The sequence below is a fragment of the Streptomyces lacrimifluminis genome (genome assembly GCF_014646095.1).
GTDB classification, from domain to species: domain Bacteria; phylum Actinomycetota; class Actinomycetes; order Streptomycetales; family Streptomycetaceae; genus Streptomyces; species Streptomyces lacrimifluminis.
The window spans coordinates 151,568-165,139 of record NZ_BMMU01000005.1; the positions used below are offsets into that span (position 1 = coordinate 151,568).

The following is a 13,572-nucleotide window of genomic DNA, read 5'->3' on the forward strand; positions in this document are numbered from 1 at the left end:
TACGCGCCGCCCCACCGAACCACCGCACACCGCCCCACCGCCTCACCGCCTCACCGCCTCACCGCCTCACCGGGCCACCGCACACCGCCCCTTCACCCTCTTCCGACCCCGCTCCTCACCCGACACGCAAGCCGCACTCCCTACTCTCCAGTACCTTGGACGGATGCCGGAGTCGTCCCCCACCCAGACGCGTCGTGGCCGCCTCCTCCGTCGCGGGGCGTCCTTCCTCGTGCTGCTCGCCGTCGCGGGTTATCTCGCGGTGCAGTACGTCACCGGCGGCACCGGAGATCCGGCCTGCGAGGTCGTCTCGGCGGGCGGCGACGGAGCCACCTACGAGTTCACCCCCGAGCAGGCGGTCAACGCGGCGACGATCACCGCGGTCGGTACCGCGCGCGGACTGCCCGAACGGGCCGTGGCCATCGCGCTGGCGACCGCCCTCCAGGAGTCGGGGCTGCGCAACATCGGCCATGGCGACCGGGATTCACTGGGCCTGTTCCAGCAACGGCCCTCGCAGGGCTGGGGAACGGCGAAGGAGATCCTGGACCCGACCTATTCGGCGGGCGAGTTCTACGACCATCTCGTCAAGGTCTCCGGCTATACGCGCCTCCCCCTGACCGTGGCCGCGCAGCGCGTGCAGCGCAGCGGCTATCCGCAGGCGTACGCCAAGCACGAGCCGGACGCCACGCTGCTGGCGGCGGCCCTGACCGGCCGCGCGGCGGCCACCCTGACCTGTGAAGGCCGCCCGGGCGCCACGCCGACCGGCGGCCCGGACGCCGTACGGGCAGCACTCGTACGGGACTTCGGCCGCGAGGTGCTCGACGTGGCCGGCGCGGAGGTGGGCGGGAAGGCCGCCGCCACGCCCACCCCCTCCCCCACCGCGACGACGGCGGCCGAGCGCCGGACCGTGACGCTTCCGGTGCCCTCGGACACCGACACGGCCGCCGGGACGACGGTCCGTCAGCGCGGCTGGCAGCTGGCGCACTGGGCGGTGGCCAACGCCTCCGCGCTGCACATCGAGAGCGTCTCGTACGCGGGGCGCCGCTGGACGGCCGGCAACACCGACAGCGAGTGGCGCCCGGTCGAGGCGGCGAAGGGCACGGACAAGGGCATGGACGCGGTCCGGATCGTCACCGCCCGGTAGTACGGGCAGGAGTGCGGGACGTCACCCGGGAGGGTTGCTCCGGCCGGGTCCCGGCGGGAGTCTGCTCGGGTTTTAGTCGAGTCGCCCCCACATCCGCGCACTGTCCGTCAGAACCCTTGCGAACAAAGGGCTGCAACCCGTCACAAGGATTCACCCGACTGTCGGACCGGGTGGCTTTTGCCCGTTTTTATCCGCAGCCGATAATGCGACGCATTGCCAACTCTTTACGTTGGGGCGCCGCAACTTCACGGGCCTTCGAGCGGTAGTCACTGCGTCCGAGTCCGGACGATCAACAGTCAACCGACACTCAGGAGCATCATGTCCCTCCCCCTGACCCGCCGGATCGCCCGTGCAGCGCTGCTCGTCGCAGCGGGAGCGGCAGCCGGGGTCGGTGCGGCCGGCTCCGCCAGCGCGGCGCCCGCCGGGCTGCCCGCCACGCCGAACCTCGGCGGCCTGACCGCCCTGGACGGGGCGAACGTCGGCAACACCGTCGACGGCGCGGCTCAGAACGTCTCCGGTCTCGCGGGCCAGACCGGTGGAGACGCGGTCAAGAAGTCCACGCCCGCCGCACAGAAGGCGACCGGCGGCGCGACGGGCGACGCCGGTGCCGTCCTCGGCGACACCGCGGAGGCGGCCACGAAGGGCGGCCTGCCGACGGAGGCGCTCCCCACGAAGGGCGGCCTGCCCACGGACGCGCTCCCCACGAAGGGCCTGCCGGGCGCCGGCCAGCTGCCCCTGCAGGGCCTGCCGCTGGGCTGACCCGAGCAGCGGTGACCAGGTGATGGCGGAGGGGCCCGGGGATCTTCCCCGGGCCCCTCCGTCGTACGGCTGTCGGTGTGCGGGCCGGTTACAGGCGGGCGACCGCCGCCGCCACCCGCTCGTCGGTCGCCGTCAGGGCCACGCGGACGAAGGTCTCGCCGGCCGTGCCGTAGAAGTCGCCGGGCGCGACCAGAATGCCCAGGTCCGCGAGGTGGGCGACGGTGTCCCAGCAGGACTCGTCCCGGGTGGCCCACAGGTAGAGGCTGGCCTCGCTGTGCTCGATACGGAAGCCGTGCCGCACCAGGGCCTCGCGCAGGGCCGTACGACGGGCCACGTACCGTTCGCGCTGCTCGCGCACATGCGTGTCGTCACCGAGCGCTGCCACGACCGCCGCCTGCGTGGGCGCCGAGGTCATCATGCCGCCGTGCTTGCGGATCTGCAGGAGCGGGCCGAGGACCTCCGGGTCCCCGGCGAGGAAGGCGGCGCGGTAGCCCGCGAGATTGGAGCGCTTGGACAGGGAGTGGACGGACACGATCCCCTCGTACGAGCCGCCGCACACGTCCGGATGGAGCACGGAGACCGGGTCGGCCTCCCAGCCCAGCTCGATGTAGCACTCGTCGGAGAAGATCAGCACGTCGTGTTCACGGGCCCAGGCGACCGTCCGCGTCAGCTCCTCCTTGCTCAGCACCCGGCCCGTGGGGTTCGAGGGCGAGTTGAGCCAGAGGAGCTTCAGGCCCGTGGGGTCCAGCTCCGTGGGGTCGTCGTAGACCTCGTACTCGGCGCGGGCCAGGCGGGCGCCCACCTCGTACGTCGGGTAGGCCAGACGCGGGTAGGCGACCCGGTCGCCGGGGCCCAGGCCCAGCTGCGTGGGGAGCCAGGCGACCAGTTCCTTGGAGCCGACGACCGGCAGGACGTGCCGGTGGGTGATGTCCCGGGCGCCGAGCCGTCGCTCGACCCAGGCGGTGAGCGCGTCGCGCAGTTCCGGCGTGCCCCAGACCGTCGGATAGCCCGGCGAGTCGGCCGCGGCGACCAGCGCCTTCTGGATCAGCTCGGGGACCGGGTCGACCGGCGTGCCGACCGACAGGTCGACGATGCCGTCCGGGTGCGTGGCGGCCGTCTTCTTGTACGGCTCCAGCTTGTCCCAGGGGAAGGTGGGGAGGCGGTCGGAGACTGCGGACACGGGATCTGGCTCACTTTCGAGTACGAAGTGCGTGCGTACGGACACGCGTACGGCAAACGCCTCGGTCCCGTACGGCGATCAAGACGATCAGGCCGTACGGGACCGAGGCGGCGCAGGCTCTGCGGGCCGCTCTCAGCCGGTCTGGTTCTGCGGCGGCAGCGCGGCGATGAAGGGGTGATCGCGCTCGATCAGTCCCAGCTTGCTGGCGCCACCGGGCGAGCCGAGTTCGTCGAAGAAATCGACGTTCGCCTTGTAGTAGTCCTTCCACTCCTCCGGAGTGTCGTCCTCGTAGAAGATCGCCTCGACCGGACAGACCGGCTCACAGGCTCCGCAGTCGACGCATTCGTCCGGGTGGATGTACAAGGACCGGGAGCCCTCGTAGATGCAGTCGACCGGGCACTCCTCGATGCACGCCTTGTCCTTGACGTCGACACAAGGCTGCGCGATGACGTAGGTCACGCTGTCGTTCCTCCTCGATAGGGCGCTGGCGAGCCGTCTTCAGGCTCCGCCACCTGGCGCGCGGGAGCGCGGCGTCGTCGATGCCCGCACCTAGTATCTCCGTTCCTGGGCATGATCCATACAGGAGGGGTGAACTGACCTGTGGAAATCTCCGCGGCCGGCCGTCTTGAGGTCCGCATCACCGCTGCTGACGTGGGCAAACGTGTCTCTGTTCGACGGCTGAACGAAGAAGCCCCGGGTGGTGAGAGGTTCACCGACACGGTCGGTGTTCTCACATCATGGGACAAGGACGCCGGTGTGCTTCTGATCACACGGCGGAACGGCGAGCGTGTCCGGGTCGCGGAAGCGTCCCTGGTGGCGGGCAAGGTCGTCCCGGCGGCACCCGCCCGCCGCCGCGGTCCCGCCGCCTCGTACGAGGAGCTGGCGCGGGTCTCCGCGCGGTCCTGGCAGCCGGTGGAGAGCGAGCGGCTGGGCGCGTGGGAGCTGCGGGCGGCCTCCGGGTTCACCCGGCGGGCCAACTCGGTGCTGCCGGCCGGCGACCCCGGCCTCCCGCTCGACGAGGCGCTGACCGTCGTACGGCGCTGGTACGGCGAGCGCGGCCTGCCCGCCTACGTCCAGACCGCCACCGGCGCCGAGGGCACGCAGGAACTGCTGTGCGCGGAGCTGGAGGAGCGCGGGTGGACGCGCGAGGTGACGGCCGAGCTGTGGGTCGGTGGGCTGGCGCCCGTCGCCGATCAGGGGGACGCGGGTGCGGTGGTGCTGTCGCGGGAGGCCGACGAGGCGTGGCTCGCGCGGTATCAGCGCAAGGGTGTGAGCGACGTGGCGCTGGCGGTGCTGGGGAGCGGACCCTCGGTGTGGTTCGCGACCGTGCCCGGCGTCGAGGGCGAGCCGCCGGCGGCCATCGGGCGGTGTGTCGTGGACGGGCGCTGGGCCGGGTTCGGCGCCGTCGAGGTGGATCCCGCCCAGCGGCGGCGAGGGCTGGCGACGGCTGTCATGGCAGCCTTGGCCGGGCGGGCGCTGGAGGAGGGGGCGTCGGCCGCGTGGCTCCAGGTGGAGGCCGACAACTCGGGGGCGCGGGCGCTGTACGCCGGGACGGGGTTCGCGGCGCATCACTCCTACCACCACTATCGATCGGTGTGAGAGGGCACGGGCCTGCTATGCGTTTCCCTCATCCCCTGCCACATCCTCCGGAGCCCGGACGGTCCGCCGAGTTGCGACGGCGGTTCGCCGAAGAGGCCCGGTCCGGGCGGCCCGATCTGACGACGCTGTGTCTGCTGATGGGCGCGGTCGCTGACCGGGCGCTCGACGAGGCCGGAATCGACGGTGTGCAGATGGAACTCGACCGGCTGGCCGGGCAGTTGCCGTTCCGGCCGGGCGGGCCGCACGCGTGGGCGACGGCCATGCGCGACCTCCTGGGCGAGCGCCACGGGTTCCGTGGCAGCCCCGCCGACTATCAGCGGCTGGAGTCCTCCCTGCTGCACGAAGTGCTGGTGCGGCGGCGGGGGTTGCCGATTCTCCTGTCCGTGGTGTGGATGGAGGTCGCGCGGCGGGCGGGGGCGCCGGTGTACGGGGTGGCGCTGCCGGGGCACTTCGTCGTGGGGTTCGGCCCGGTCGACGAGCAGGTGCTTGCCGATCCCTTCGACGGGGGACGGGTGTTGAGCGGGGGCGACGCGGAGTTGCTGGTGGCCGGGGCCACCGGGGAGGCGCTGGATCCGTCGATGCTGGCGCCCGCGGATCCGCTGGATGTGGTGCTGCGGGTGCTGAACAACGTCCGGGCGTGGGGGGCGGCGCGGCCGGAGCGGTCGGAAGTGTCCCTGTGGGCGGTGGAGTTGGCGTTGCTGCTGCCTTCGCATCCGGCTCGACTGCGGTACGAGCGGGCTCAGTTGCTGGTGCGGAGGGGGGAGTTTCTGGCTGGTGCGGCTGAGCTTGAGGGGTATGCGGAGGTTGTTTCCACGTTTGATCAGCCGGCGGCCGAGCGGATGCGGGGGCAGGCCCGGGCGGCCCGGGCCAGGTTGAACTGAGATGGTGTTTCCGGGTGCGGGTGAGCTGTGGCTGGTCGCACGGCTCCCCGCAGGTCGGCGTACGAGGGTGACGTGCCCGTACGTCAGGAGGGGCGCCCGATGTCTCCGGGCGCCCCTCCTGACGTACGTACTGGTTGCCCGAGCGGCTACGACGGGTTGGTCTCGATGACACCGACCCGGTCGGTCGTGCTGACCAGGGCCGGGCGCAACGCGCCGATCACGTCCTCGACGGTGACCGGGGTCTTGTTGCCGTTGCCGCGCGGGATCAGGACCTGGCTGAAGGTGCTGCCGTACAGCTCCTTGAGCGCTTCCTTGTCGTACGCCTCGACGAGTGTGCCGTTGACCGGCTTCACCTGGAGGAACTTCCACAGGGAGTTCCTCGGGCTGAACTCCAGCTCCGGCGCGCCGGTGTCCACGCGGACGGTGACGTTGGCGGACATCGCCGGGGTGGCGAACTTCTTCATCATCCGGTCGACCTCCGCGTTCGAGATCGTCGGCTCCTGCTCCTTGGTGGGGACCTTGATCGGCGTGCTCGTGCCGCTCTCCACCTGGCTGCGGTAGGCGTTCTCGACCGACTCCGCGGCTGCGGCGGCGTCGATGGCCTTGCCGGCCCTGCCATAGACGGCGACTGCCTTGCCGGACACGAATCTGATCGTGCCGTCGCTCGCCGAGGTGGCACCGCCGGCCACCCGCTGGAGCGCGGCGGCCAGCTTCTCCTCGTCGACCGGCATGACGGGTTCGACGACCCGCTGCTGCCCGAAGAGCGAGCCGATCACCGACACCGGGTTGTAGTCGCTGACGGCAGCCGCCCGGACCGTGGCCTGGGTGTCGAACTGGAGGCCCGCCTGGTCGGGCTTGAGCTCGACCGTTCTGCCGTCGACGGACAGCTTCAGCGGCTGTGTCATCCGGTCGTCGAAGGCATCGTCGAGCTGCTTGACGGCGTCGTCGCGGGTGCCGCCGCCGATGTCCACGCCGAACACGGTGGTGCCCTTGGGCACGTCGGAGCGGTTCATCAGCAGCCCCGCGCCGTACGCGCCACCGGCGATGAGGAAGGCGGCGACGAACAGCAGCGTCAGCTTGCTGCGGCCCTTCTTCTTCGCCTTCTTGCCCTGGGGCGCGGCAGCCGCGGGCACGCTCGGCGACACCGGCTCGGGCAGCTTCGGCGGGGTGTGCGGAAGCGGCCCGTCGGAGTGCGTGCCCGGCGCGAACGGGGAGTTCCGGTCGGCCGGGACGACGGGCATGGCGCTGGTGAGGGTGGAACTGGAGACGTTGTCCACGGAGCCGCCGTAACCGCCGTAGCCGTCGGCGCCCGGGTCCGGGACATGCTTCTGCGGGGTCAGGATCGCGGTGTCGTCGCTGAGCCCGCCCGTCCCGCCACCGGCGGCCATGAGGCCGTCGCCGACGAAGGGCGGGACGACCGGGCCGTCTCCGGTGACGGGACCGCCGGTCGGGCCCGCGGGGCCGCGTCCACCCGGGCCACCGGGCCCGCCGAAGCCGTTCTGGCCGTTCGGACCACCGAAGTCGCCGAAGTCGTTGGGCGCCGTGAAGTCGTTCTGGGCGGAGAAGTCGTGCTGCGGGCCGAAACCGTTGCCCGAACCGCCGAAGCCGTTCTGACCACCTGGGCCGCCTTGGCCGTTCTGGCCGAGCTGACCGGCCTGGCCAAGCTGACCGGCCTGGCCGGCCTGGCCGTTGTCCGAGAAGTACGGCAGGTCGTCGCGGCGCGGCTCGCCACGGCCGTCGGGAACTCCGGCCGCAGCGCCAGGACCACCCTGGTTACGGGGGTTGCCGGCCGGCGGGTAGGCAGACGTGCCCGGCGACGGAGCCGCCCCGGCTGCCAGCGCGGACACGTCGAAGGAACCGGTGCCGCCGCCGTGCCCAGGCGCCACGGGACCGGCGCCGGTGGCACCGCCGAGCGCAGAACCCTTCGTGCCGCCACCGGCGGCGCGTGGGCCGCCCGCGTTGCCCGCGGCGCCCATGACTCCCAGACCGGGGCGCGAGCCCGAGGAACCAACGCCGTTGGGAACGCGGGGGGGTGAAGTGCCCGCCGAACCTGTGCCGTTGGGGCCGCCTGGACGGGCACCTGCGGGCGCGGGGCCCGAAGCACCCGGCAGACCTGCCCCGTTGCTCTCGCCACTGCCCGGACCGCCCTTGGGCGCACCGGACTTGCGCGGCGCGAACCAGTCGCTGGTCTTCTCCCCGGGCTGGCCCGGGGATTCGGCGGCCGGCTCGGCGGCACCGTTGGACTGGTGCGCGCCCGGCGTTCTGCCGTCGCTTCCCGGCCCGGGCCGCGCATGCGTCCCGGTCTCCTCGGCGGACCCGGTGTCCGCGACGGGCGTCCGGACGACGACCGGCGGAATCGGCCGGGATCCCGGGATGTTGATCCGGATCCGGGTCGTCAGCGTGGTCTCGGTCTTGGGCCCGTCCGGCTCCGCGGCCGAACGGCCCGCGTCCGCACCGCCGTCGGACGCCATGGGCGTGCCGTACGGCGGTGTCCCCGAGGGGTAGGCGGCACCTCCGCGCCCGTTGGGCCCGGAGGACGGACTGTCAGTTTCACGACTCAAGGCAGGTTCTCCCGGTTGGCTCCGCCGCCCGACGCGACCTCACGCGGGCAGCTCGGCGGCGCGCACCACCATACTGGCCGTGTCCGGCACGTATCCCACGACCGCCGGAGAAACCGTCACCGGACCCCCACGCGGTTGCGGCGGCGAAGTAGTACGTCACTTGCCAAGTCGGACGTCGGGAGCGTCCGGTTGCCCCGTGCGGGCGAGCGTGGCACACATCACAGCGACGGCCATCCCGCCGAGGAGGAAGAGGTACGAGCCGACTCCCGCGGCGAACAGGAAGTCTCCCTCCGGGCGGCTGGCGGTGAGCAGGATGACGGCGACCATCCAGCCGGCCGCGGGCGCGACCGCCCCGGCGCGAGTCCCGACGGCACGCGCCCCCCCGAGGAACAGCCCGGCCGCCCCACCCAGCGCGAGCAGCAGCCCGCCCGGGAACCACGCGGCCTGGAGGAGCCCGCCGGCGGCCCCCACGACGACCCCGAGGGCGAAGAGCCCCAGGTAGCCCGCAGCACGCCCCGGAGCGGGCCCGACGAGCGGCTGAGCCATCAGACTGCCCCCGGCCGCAGCCTTCCCGCGGGCTTCACCGGCGGGGGCCTTCCCGTTCGCACTCATCACGCACCACCCTCCGCAGTCACTGCGATCCCGTCGAACAGATCGGTCTCACGCACAGGAATACGCTCAACACCCTCATCGCGCTCACCACGTACCAACTCGTAGTACTCGTCGGTGAAGAGCGGCTGGGCCTGCTGGTTGGAGAGGGCGAACCAAGGCTCGGCCACCTCGATCTGCGTGGCGTGGGCGCGCATCGCGGCGGCCTTGGCGGCGGCGTACGCGGTGCCGTCCACGGCCGTGGTGACGCGGTCCTCGTCCACGACACCCGGTACGTCGTCGATCGCCCCGGCCTTGGCGAAGGGCAGGCCGGGCAGCGCCTCCTGAAGCCGGGCGAAGCCCTCCTCCGCGACCGGACGGGGCACGCGGTTCCAGTAGACCTTGGCGACGCTCCAGCCGGCCTCGGCGGCCAGCTCCACGGCGCGCATGGCGACGCGGTGGGCCTGGATGTGGTCGGGGTGGCCGTAGCCGCCGTCCGGGTCGTACGTCACGACGACCTGGGGGCGTACTTCGAGGATCACCTCGACGAGGTACCCGGCCGCCTCGTCGACGTCCGCCTGCCAGAAGCAGCCGGGGTCGTCGTTGTCGGCGAGCCCCATCATCCCGGAGTCGCCGTACCGGCCGGGTCCGCCGAGCAGCCGGTGGTCGGCGACACCGAGGGCACGCATCGCCGCGTCCAGCTCACTCTGCCGGTACGCGCCGAGGGCGGCACCGCTGAGATGCGCGAGCTCCGGCGGAATGACCTCGCCCCGCTCCCCGAGGGTGCAGGTGACCAGGGTCACCCGGGCGCCTTCGGCCGCGTACCTGGCCATGGTCGCGCCGTTGTTGATCGACTCGTCGTCCGGATGCGCGTGCACCAGAAGGAGACGCCGGTCGGGTGGTTCCGTCATGGGGTCAGCCTACGAGGCGGCGGGGGTTGGGCCGATGCCGCCTGCCCGCCCTCACTCCTATCGGTCACCGTCGGCATCGTCGTCGAGGGCCTCTACAGGTCGAGGACGGAACGAACGGCACGCTCGATGCGCTCCATCGTCTCGGGCGTCACCGCGCCCAGTTGCTTGGCGTTCTCGAAGCGCCGGGCAGCGTACTGGGTGATGTTCACGGGAACTACGACTGCTTGCACCGGATCGGTGATTGGCACGGAGACCAGTGTGTCTGGGTAGGCGCCTGCTGGATGCAGGAGCAGACACACGGCTGCCTGGAACTTCGTATTCACCTCGTCGATGGAGAGCACTACGACCGTACGAGTAGCCTCGCCGACCGGAACCTCCCAGACCGAGCCTCGCTTCAACGGATGTCCCCCGCCGGATCGTCGTCACCGGTGTCGACCAGCAGAACACCTTCACTGTCCACAGCGGCCAGCGCCTCCCGGAGTGTCTGCTCGCGCAGGGTGCGGACCATGTAGGCGTTCAGCGAAAGCCCCGCGTCAGCCGCAGCCTTGCGCACTTCGGCGTCGAGATCATCTGGTATGCGAACTGTGAATACACTCATGCCACCACTTTAGTCGTCGCGCCGTGCACCGTGAAGGTTCTCCCGGTGGGATCGGTTCGGCAGTCGCGGCAGCGACCGGGTTCGGGCGAACGGAACGCGCGGTCGCAGCCGTCGCAGGTCTGGAGCGGGTACCGGACCGCGGTGGGCGCGGCCGGTGCGCGGTACGGCGCCGGGGGCGGTAGCTGGGCGGCGAGTCGGTGGGCCAGGAAGGCGGCCGGGCGGCGCATGCCTTCGGGTGGGAGGTCGCTGATCAGCGCGTGCTGTACGGCGGTGGGGCTGACGTCGCGCTCCAGCCAGGCGGCGACGTTGGGGGCGAGGTGGGCCGTGTCGCAGGCGGACAGGAGCAGGTCGGGGTCGAGACGGCGGAGGCCGGCGAGGAGGTCGGTGGCGGCCTGGAGGAGGCCCGGTCCCTTGTACGCGGGCTGCGGTACGGCGGGGAGGGGCTTGCGCGGGGTGCGCTGCTTGGGCGGGCCGGGGGTGACGGGGTGCGGAGGCCGAGCAGGTCGGGGAGCCGACTCGGCGGCCTCCGGTCCCGGTTCGGGCTCCGTACGGCGATCCGGGTGCCTCCCGGTGCGGTGTCCGGGCTGGTTGCAGGAGACCGTGCGGGTGACGATGTTGCCGCCGGTGGTGCGTTCGCGGGTTCGGCGCAGGTAGCCGTGGGTTTCGAGTTCGCGCAGGGCTGCGGCGATACGGTCCGGGCCCTCGGGGAACTTCCTGGCGAGGCTCTTGACGTCGACGGGGGAACCAGCTCGCAGCGACTGGATGTGGGCGCCCAGCCCGATCGCGAGCAGCGACAGCTCGGGGTGCTGGGCGAGGTGGTTGCCGATCACCGTGAAGCGGGTGGTTGGCGGGCGTTGTCGTGGACGACACCCGAGACGCCTGAGTTCGGGCGCCGGTGGGGGTGGTTCTTGCCCGGGATCCGGGCTTGGGCGTGCGAGGGCACGCTAAGGTTTTTCGTGTCCATCGGGAAGGTTCCGTCTTCCTTGGTGGTCAGGCCCTCGCATTGGGAGTGCAATCCCGGCGAGGGCCGTCTCATGTCTTCGGTTGTCGTGAAGTCCGTGCTGGTGGTGGTGCTGCGCTGAGCGTAGGGCAGGCAACCGGTGGCAGATCCAGCCGAGTTGGCGATGTTCACTCGGGCGAGTGAGTTTGCGCGGTGGCGGCGGTGAGGCGCGCGGTGGCCGTCCCGGCAGGCGGGCGGGAGGGGTGGGGTTTGGTTGGTTTCTTTCTCCCTACGTTTCTTTGGAAAGACCGCTGGTCGGACCGGAACACGGGGAGCTGGGTTCCGGTGCGACAGCGATTTCCGCCCACACCGTTTTGCGCGGGCGCAGCCCCGGACCCCACCCCCACCGGTCGGCAAGCGCCTCGACCAGAGCGAGTCCCCGCCCGGACTCCGCGTCGTCGGACGGAGGTTGAGGACACGGCGGTCGGTCACCACAGGTGTCGGTCACCTCGATGCGCAGGGTGGCGCCGATGACGTACACAGTGAGCCGGAAGTCGCGGCCCGGGACGCGTCCGTGGGTGGCCGCGTTCGCTGCCAGTTCGGCAACGATCTGGCGGGCCGGGTCCAGGGGAAGTCCCCAGGAGCGCAGTTGCTCGGCGGTGAGCAGCCGGGCCAGGCGGGCGCCGCGGGGCGTGGGTGACAGCCGCACGCTGAAGTTGCGGAAGGCGTGCTCGGGTTGGGCCTCGGGGGCGGCCATTTGTTGGTTCACGTCACTCAGAGTGGCTGCACACGCCTACCGTGGGCAGTGACTCCGCCGTTGCGTACGGTGACTGTCCGGAGCTTGTCCGGTCGTGTCCGGGCTGTCGGGACGGGTCGCGCGGGTAAGGCGGGGGCAACGTACAGCGCGGTACGACGGAGGGGCGCGGCATGAGCGTGGACAGCGACGCGGGACAGCTCAAGGGCGAGGCGGACGAGACGGGTTGGGAGGTCGACCCGGACGACGAATGGGGTGTGGCGGTCGTGGCGACCGTCGGACGTCAACTCAAGCTGCGCCGGGAGGCGGCGGGGATGCGGGCCGCCGACTTCGGCAGGGCGCTCGGGTACGGCGAGGACATCGTCTACAAGATCGAGGGCGGGAAGCGGATCGCCCGGCCCGAGTACATGGTGAAGGCAGACGAGGTGCTGGGCGCGGGCGGGCTGCTCTCCGCGATGAACGAGGACTTGGAGAAGGTCCGGTACCCGAAGAAGGTACGGGCCATCGCCGAGCTGGAGTCCAAGGCGGTCGAGCTCCAGCTCTACGATCCGCTGAACATCCACGGGTTGCTGCAGACACCGGAGTACGCACGGGCCCTGCTCATGATGCGTCGCCCCGCCTATACCGCGAGCGAGGTGGAGCGATTCTTCGCGGCGCGGGTGGCCCGCAAGTCCGTCTTCGAACGGGATCCGGCGCCTGAACTCGGCTTCGTTGTGGAGGAGTGGACGCTTCGGCGCCCCCTTGGAGGACGGGCGGTGTTGCGCCAGCAGCTCGAACATCTTGTCAAGGCAGGGCAGTTGCGAGGCGTCGAGCTCCAGGTGATGCCGATGGATCGCGAGGAACACGCCGGATTGGCCGGAGGCATCGAGGTGTTGAAGTTCGCGGACGGTACGGCAGTGGGTCGTTCGCCAGTGGTGGCCAACGGCCGACCGGTCTCCGATGCGAAGCAGCTCCGTATCCTTGAACTGCGATATGGCATCATCCGAGGCCAGGCTCTCACCCCGCGTGAATCAGCGGCCTTCATCGAACAACTGCTGGGGGACACATGAACCGCAACACCTCGACCGAGGGCGCCTCCGGTCTGGCGTGGTTCAAGAGCAGCTACAGCAGCAGTAGTGAAGGCGACTCCTGCGTCGAAGTCGCCACTGTCCCCGGCACGATCCACGTCCGCGACTCCAAGAACACAGAGCGCGGCCCTCGTCTGGCCTTCGCGCCCACCGCCTGGTCAGCCTTCGTGTCGTACCCGACCGAACGCTGATCGCCGAGAGCGGCTGACAGCCGTAGAGGCGCCCGAAGCCGGGCTCCGGTCACGCACCCACCGGAGCCCACCTCAACCCACCGGCAGCCCGCCCAGGCGCTGCCCAGCAAGCCCGGGTTCAGAACTTGAGGTCGCCGATCATGCCCGCGATGCTTGTCGTCAGGTCGCTGATCGTCGGGGCGAAGGTCGATGAGGCCATGTAGAACCCCAGCAGCATGCAGACGACGGCATGCCCTCCCTTGAGTCCCGACTTCTTGATCAGCAAGAAGACGATGATCGCCAGCAGCACTACCGCCGAAATCGAGAGCGCCACGGCGGCTCACCTCCAAAGGGCCCAGGGACCGGGGGTCGGACTATGGGGGCAGTACATCCATACAGTGGCCAGCAGGTTCATACCCACTC

The 13,572-nt window shown here is 71.1% G+C and carries 16 protein-coding genes; 6 read left to right on the top strand and 10 right to left on the bottom strand.

Features of this window, described 5'->3' with window-relative positions:
• Nucleotides 1-163 precede the first annotated feature (163 nt).
• Together IEY89_RS10620 and IEY89_RS10625 are read left to right on the top strand one after the other, a co-directional pair.
• Nucleotides 164-1,141, top strand: a complete 978-nt coding sequence (locus IEY89_RS10620; RefSeq protein WP_189147070.1) for a VldE C-terminal domain-containing protein — start codon at nucleotides 164-166, stop codon at nucleotides 1,139-1,141.
• Nucleotides 1,142-1,459: 318 nt separating this feature from the next.
• On the top strand, nucleotides 1,460-1,900 hold the full coding sequence (locus IEY89_RS10625; protein ID WP_189147071.1) for an ATP-binding protein: 441 nt from the start codon (nucleotides 1,460-1,462) through the stop codon (nucleotides 1,898-1,900).
• Between the two features lie 88 nt (nucleotides 1,901-1,988).
• Here IEY89_RS10625 and IEY89_RS10630 read toward each other — a convergent pair whose 3' ends face one another.
• Together IEY89_RS10630 and fdxA are read right to left on the bottom strand one after the other, a co-directional pair.
• Nucleotides 1,989-3,080, bottom strand: coding sequence for a bifunctional succinyldiaminopimelate transaminase/glutamate-prephenate aminotransferase (locus IEY89_RS10630; protein WP_189147072.1), 1,092 nt, complete (start codon nucleotides 3,078-3,080; stop codon nucleotides 1,989-1,991).
• Nucleotides 3,081-3,212: 132 nt separating this feature from the next.
• Nucleotides 3,213-3,539 (bottom strand): ferredoxin, encoded by a 327-nt coding sequence (fdxA, locus tag IEY89_RS10635; RefSeq protein WP_189147073.1) that lies wholly within the window; start codon nucleotides 3,537-3,539, stop codon nucleotides 3,213-3,215.
• A gap of 141 nt (nucleotides 3,540-3,680) precedes the next feature.
• On the opposite strand from fdxA, the gene IEY89_RS10640 reads away from it, so the two are divergent.
• Nucleotides 3,681-4,679 (top strand): GNAT family N-acetyltransferase, encoded by a 999-nt coding sequence (locus tag IEY89_RS10640; protein WP_189147074.1) that lies wholly within the window; start codon nucleotides 3,681-3,683, stop codon nucleotides 4,677-4,679.
• A gap of 17 nt (nucleotides 4,680-4,696) precedes the next feature.
• Nucleotides 4,697-5,560, top strand: a complete 864-nt coding sequence (locus IEY89_RS10645) for a transglutaminase-like and tetratricopeptide repeat-containing protein (protein ID WP_189147075.1) — start codon at nucleotides 4,697-4,699, stop codon at nucleotides 5,558-5,560.
• 146 nt (nucleotides 5,561-5,706) lie between these two features.
• Here the strand turns inward: IEY89_RS10645 and IEY89_RS10650 are convergent, their stop codons facing one another.
• The 7 genes from IEY89_RS10650 to IEY89_RS10680 all read right to left on the bottom strand — a co-directional run bounded on the left by IEY89_RS10650 (nucleotide 5,707) and on the right by IEY89_RS10680 (nucleotide 11,927).
• Entirely contained in the window at nucleotides 5,707-8,121 is a 2,415-nt protein-coding gene (locus IEY89_RS10650; protein ID WP_189147076.1) for a hypothetical protein, read from the bottom strand.
• Between the two features lie 156 nt (nucleotides 8,122-8,277).
• Nucleotides 8,278-8,733, bottom strand: coding sequence for a DUF6113 family protein (locus IEY89_RS10655; RefSeq protein ID WP_373287224.1), 456 nt, complete (start codon nucleotides 8,731-8,733; stop codon nucleotides 8,278-8,280).
• On the bottom strand, nucleotides 8,733-9,620 hold the full coding sequence (gene mshB / locus IEY89_RS10660) for an N-acetyl-1-D-myo-inositol-2-amino-2-deoxy-alpha-D-glucopyranoside deacetylase (RefSeq protein ID WP_189147077.1): 888 nt from the start codon (nucleotides 9,618-9,620) through the stop codon (nucleotides 8,733-8,735). The genes IEY89_RS10655 and mshB overlap by 1 nt, the downstream gene beginning before the upstream one ends.
• 92 nt (nucleotides 9,621-9,712) lie before the next feature.
• Nucleotides 9,713-10,018, bottom strand: coding sequence for a type II toxin-antitoxin system PemK/MazF family toxin (locus IEY89_RS10665; RefSeq protein ID WP_189147078.1), 306 nt, complete (start codon nucleotides 10,016-10,018; stop codon nucleotides 9,713-9,715).
• The gene (locus IEY89_RS10670) at nucleotides 10,015-10,218 is read right to left on the bottom strand and encodes a toxin-antitoxin system HicB family antitoxin (RefSeq protein WP_189147079.1); all 204 of its coding nucleotides are present in this window, start codon (nucleotides 10,216-10,218) and stop codon (nucleotides 10,015-10,017) included. Before IEY89_RS10670 ends, IEY89_RS10665 begins: the two co-directional genes overlap by 4 nt.
• The gene (locus IEY89_RS10675) at nucleotides 10,215-11,048 is read right to left on the bottom strand and encodes a helix-turn-helix domain-containing protein (protein WP_373287225.1); all 834 of its coding nucleotides are present in this window, start codon (nucleotides 11,046-11,048) and stop codon (nucleotides 10,215-10,217) included. Before IEY89_RS10675 ends, IEY89_RS10670 begins: the two co-directional genes overlap by 4 nt.
• A gap of 399 nt (nucleotides 11,049-11,447) precedes the next feature.
• Nucleotides 11,448-11,927, bottom strand: coding sequence for an ATP-binding protein (locus IEY89_RS10680; RefSeq protein ID WP_189147080.1), 480 nt, complete (start codon nucleotides 11,925-11,927; stop codon nucleotides 11,448-11,450).
• A gap of 158 nt (nucleotides 11,928-12,085) precedes the next feature.
• On the opposite strand from IEY89_RS10680, the gene IEY89_RS10685 reads away from it, so the two are divergent.
• Nucleotides 12,086-12,961 carry a helix-turn-helix domain-containing protein gene (locus IEY89_RS10685; RefSeq protein ID WP_189147081.1) on the top strand — a complete coding sequence of 292 codons (876 nt, stop codon included), beginning with the start codon at nucleotides 12,086-12,088 and terminating at the stop codon, nucleotides 12,959-12,961.
• The gene (locus IEY89_RS10690) at nucleotides 12,958-13,170 is read left to right on the top strand and encodes a DUF397 domain-containing protein (RefSeq protein ID WP_189147082.1); all 213 of its coding nucleotides are present in this window, start codon (nucleotides 12,958-12,960) and stop codon (nucleotides 13,168-13,170) included. The genes IEY89_RS10685 and IEY89_RS10690 overlap by 4 nt, the downstream gene beginning before the upstream one ends.
• A 118-nt stretch (nucleotides 13,171-13,288) precedes the next feature.
• Here IEY89_RS10690 and IEY89_RS10695 read toward each other — a convergent pair whose 3' ends face one another.
• Complete coding sequence (locus IEY89_RS10695) at nucleotides 13,289-13,483, bottom strand: hypothetical protein (protein ID WP_006375723.1); 195 nt, start codon at nucleotides 13,481-13,483, stop codon at nucleotides 13,289-13,291.
• Nucleotides 13,484-13,572 lie beyond the last annotated feature (89 nt).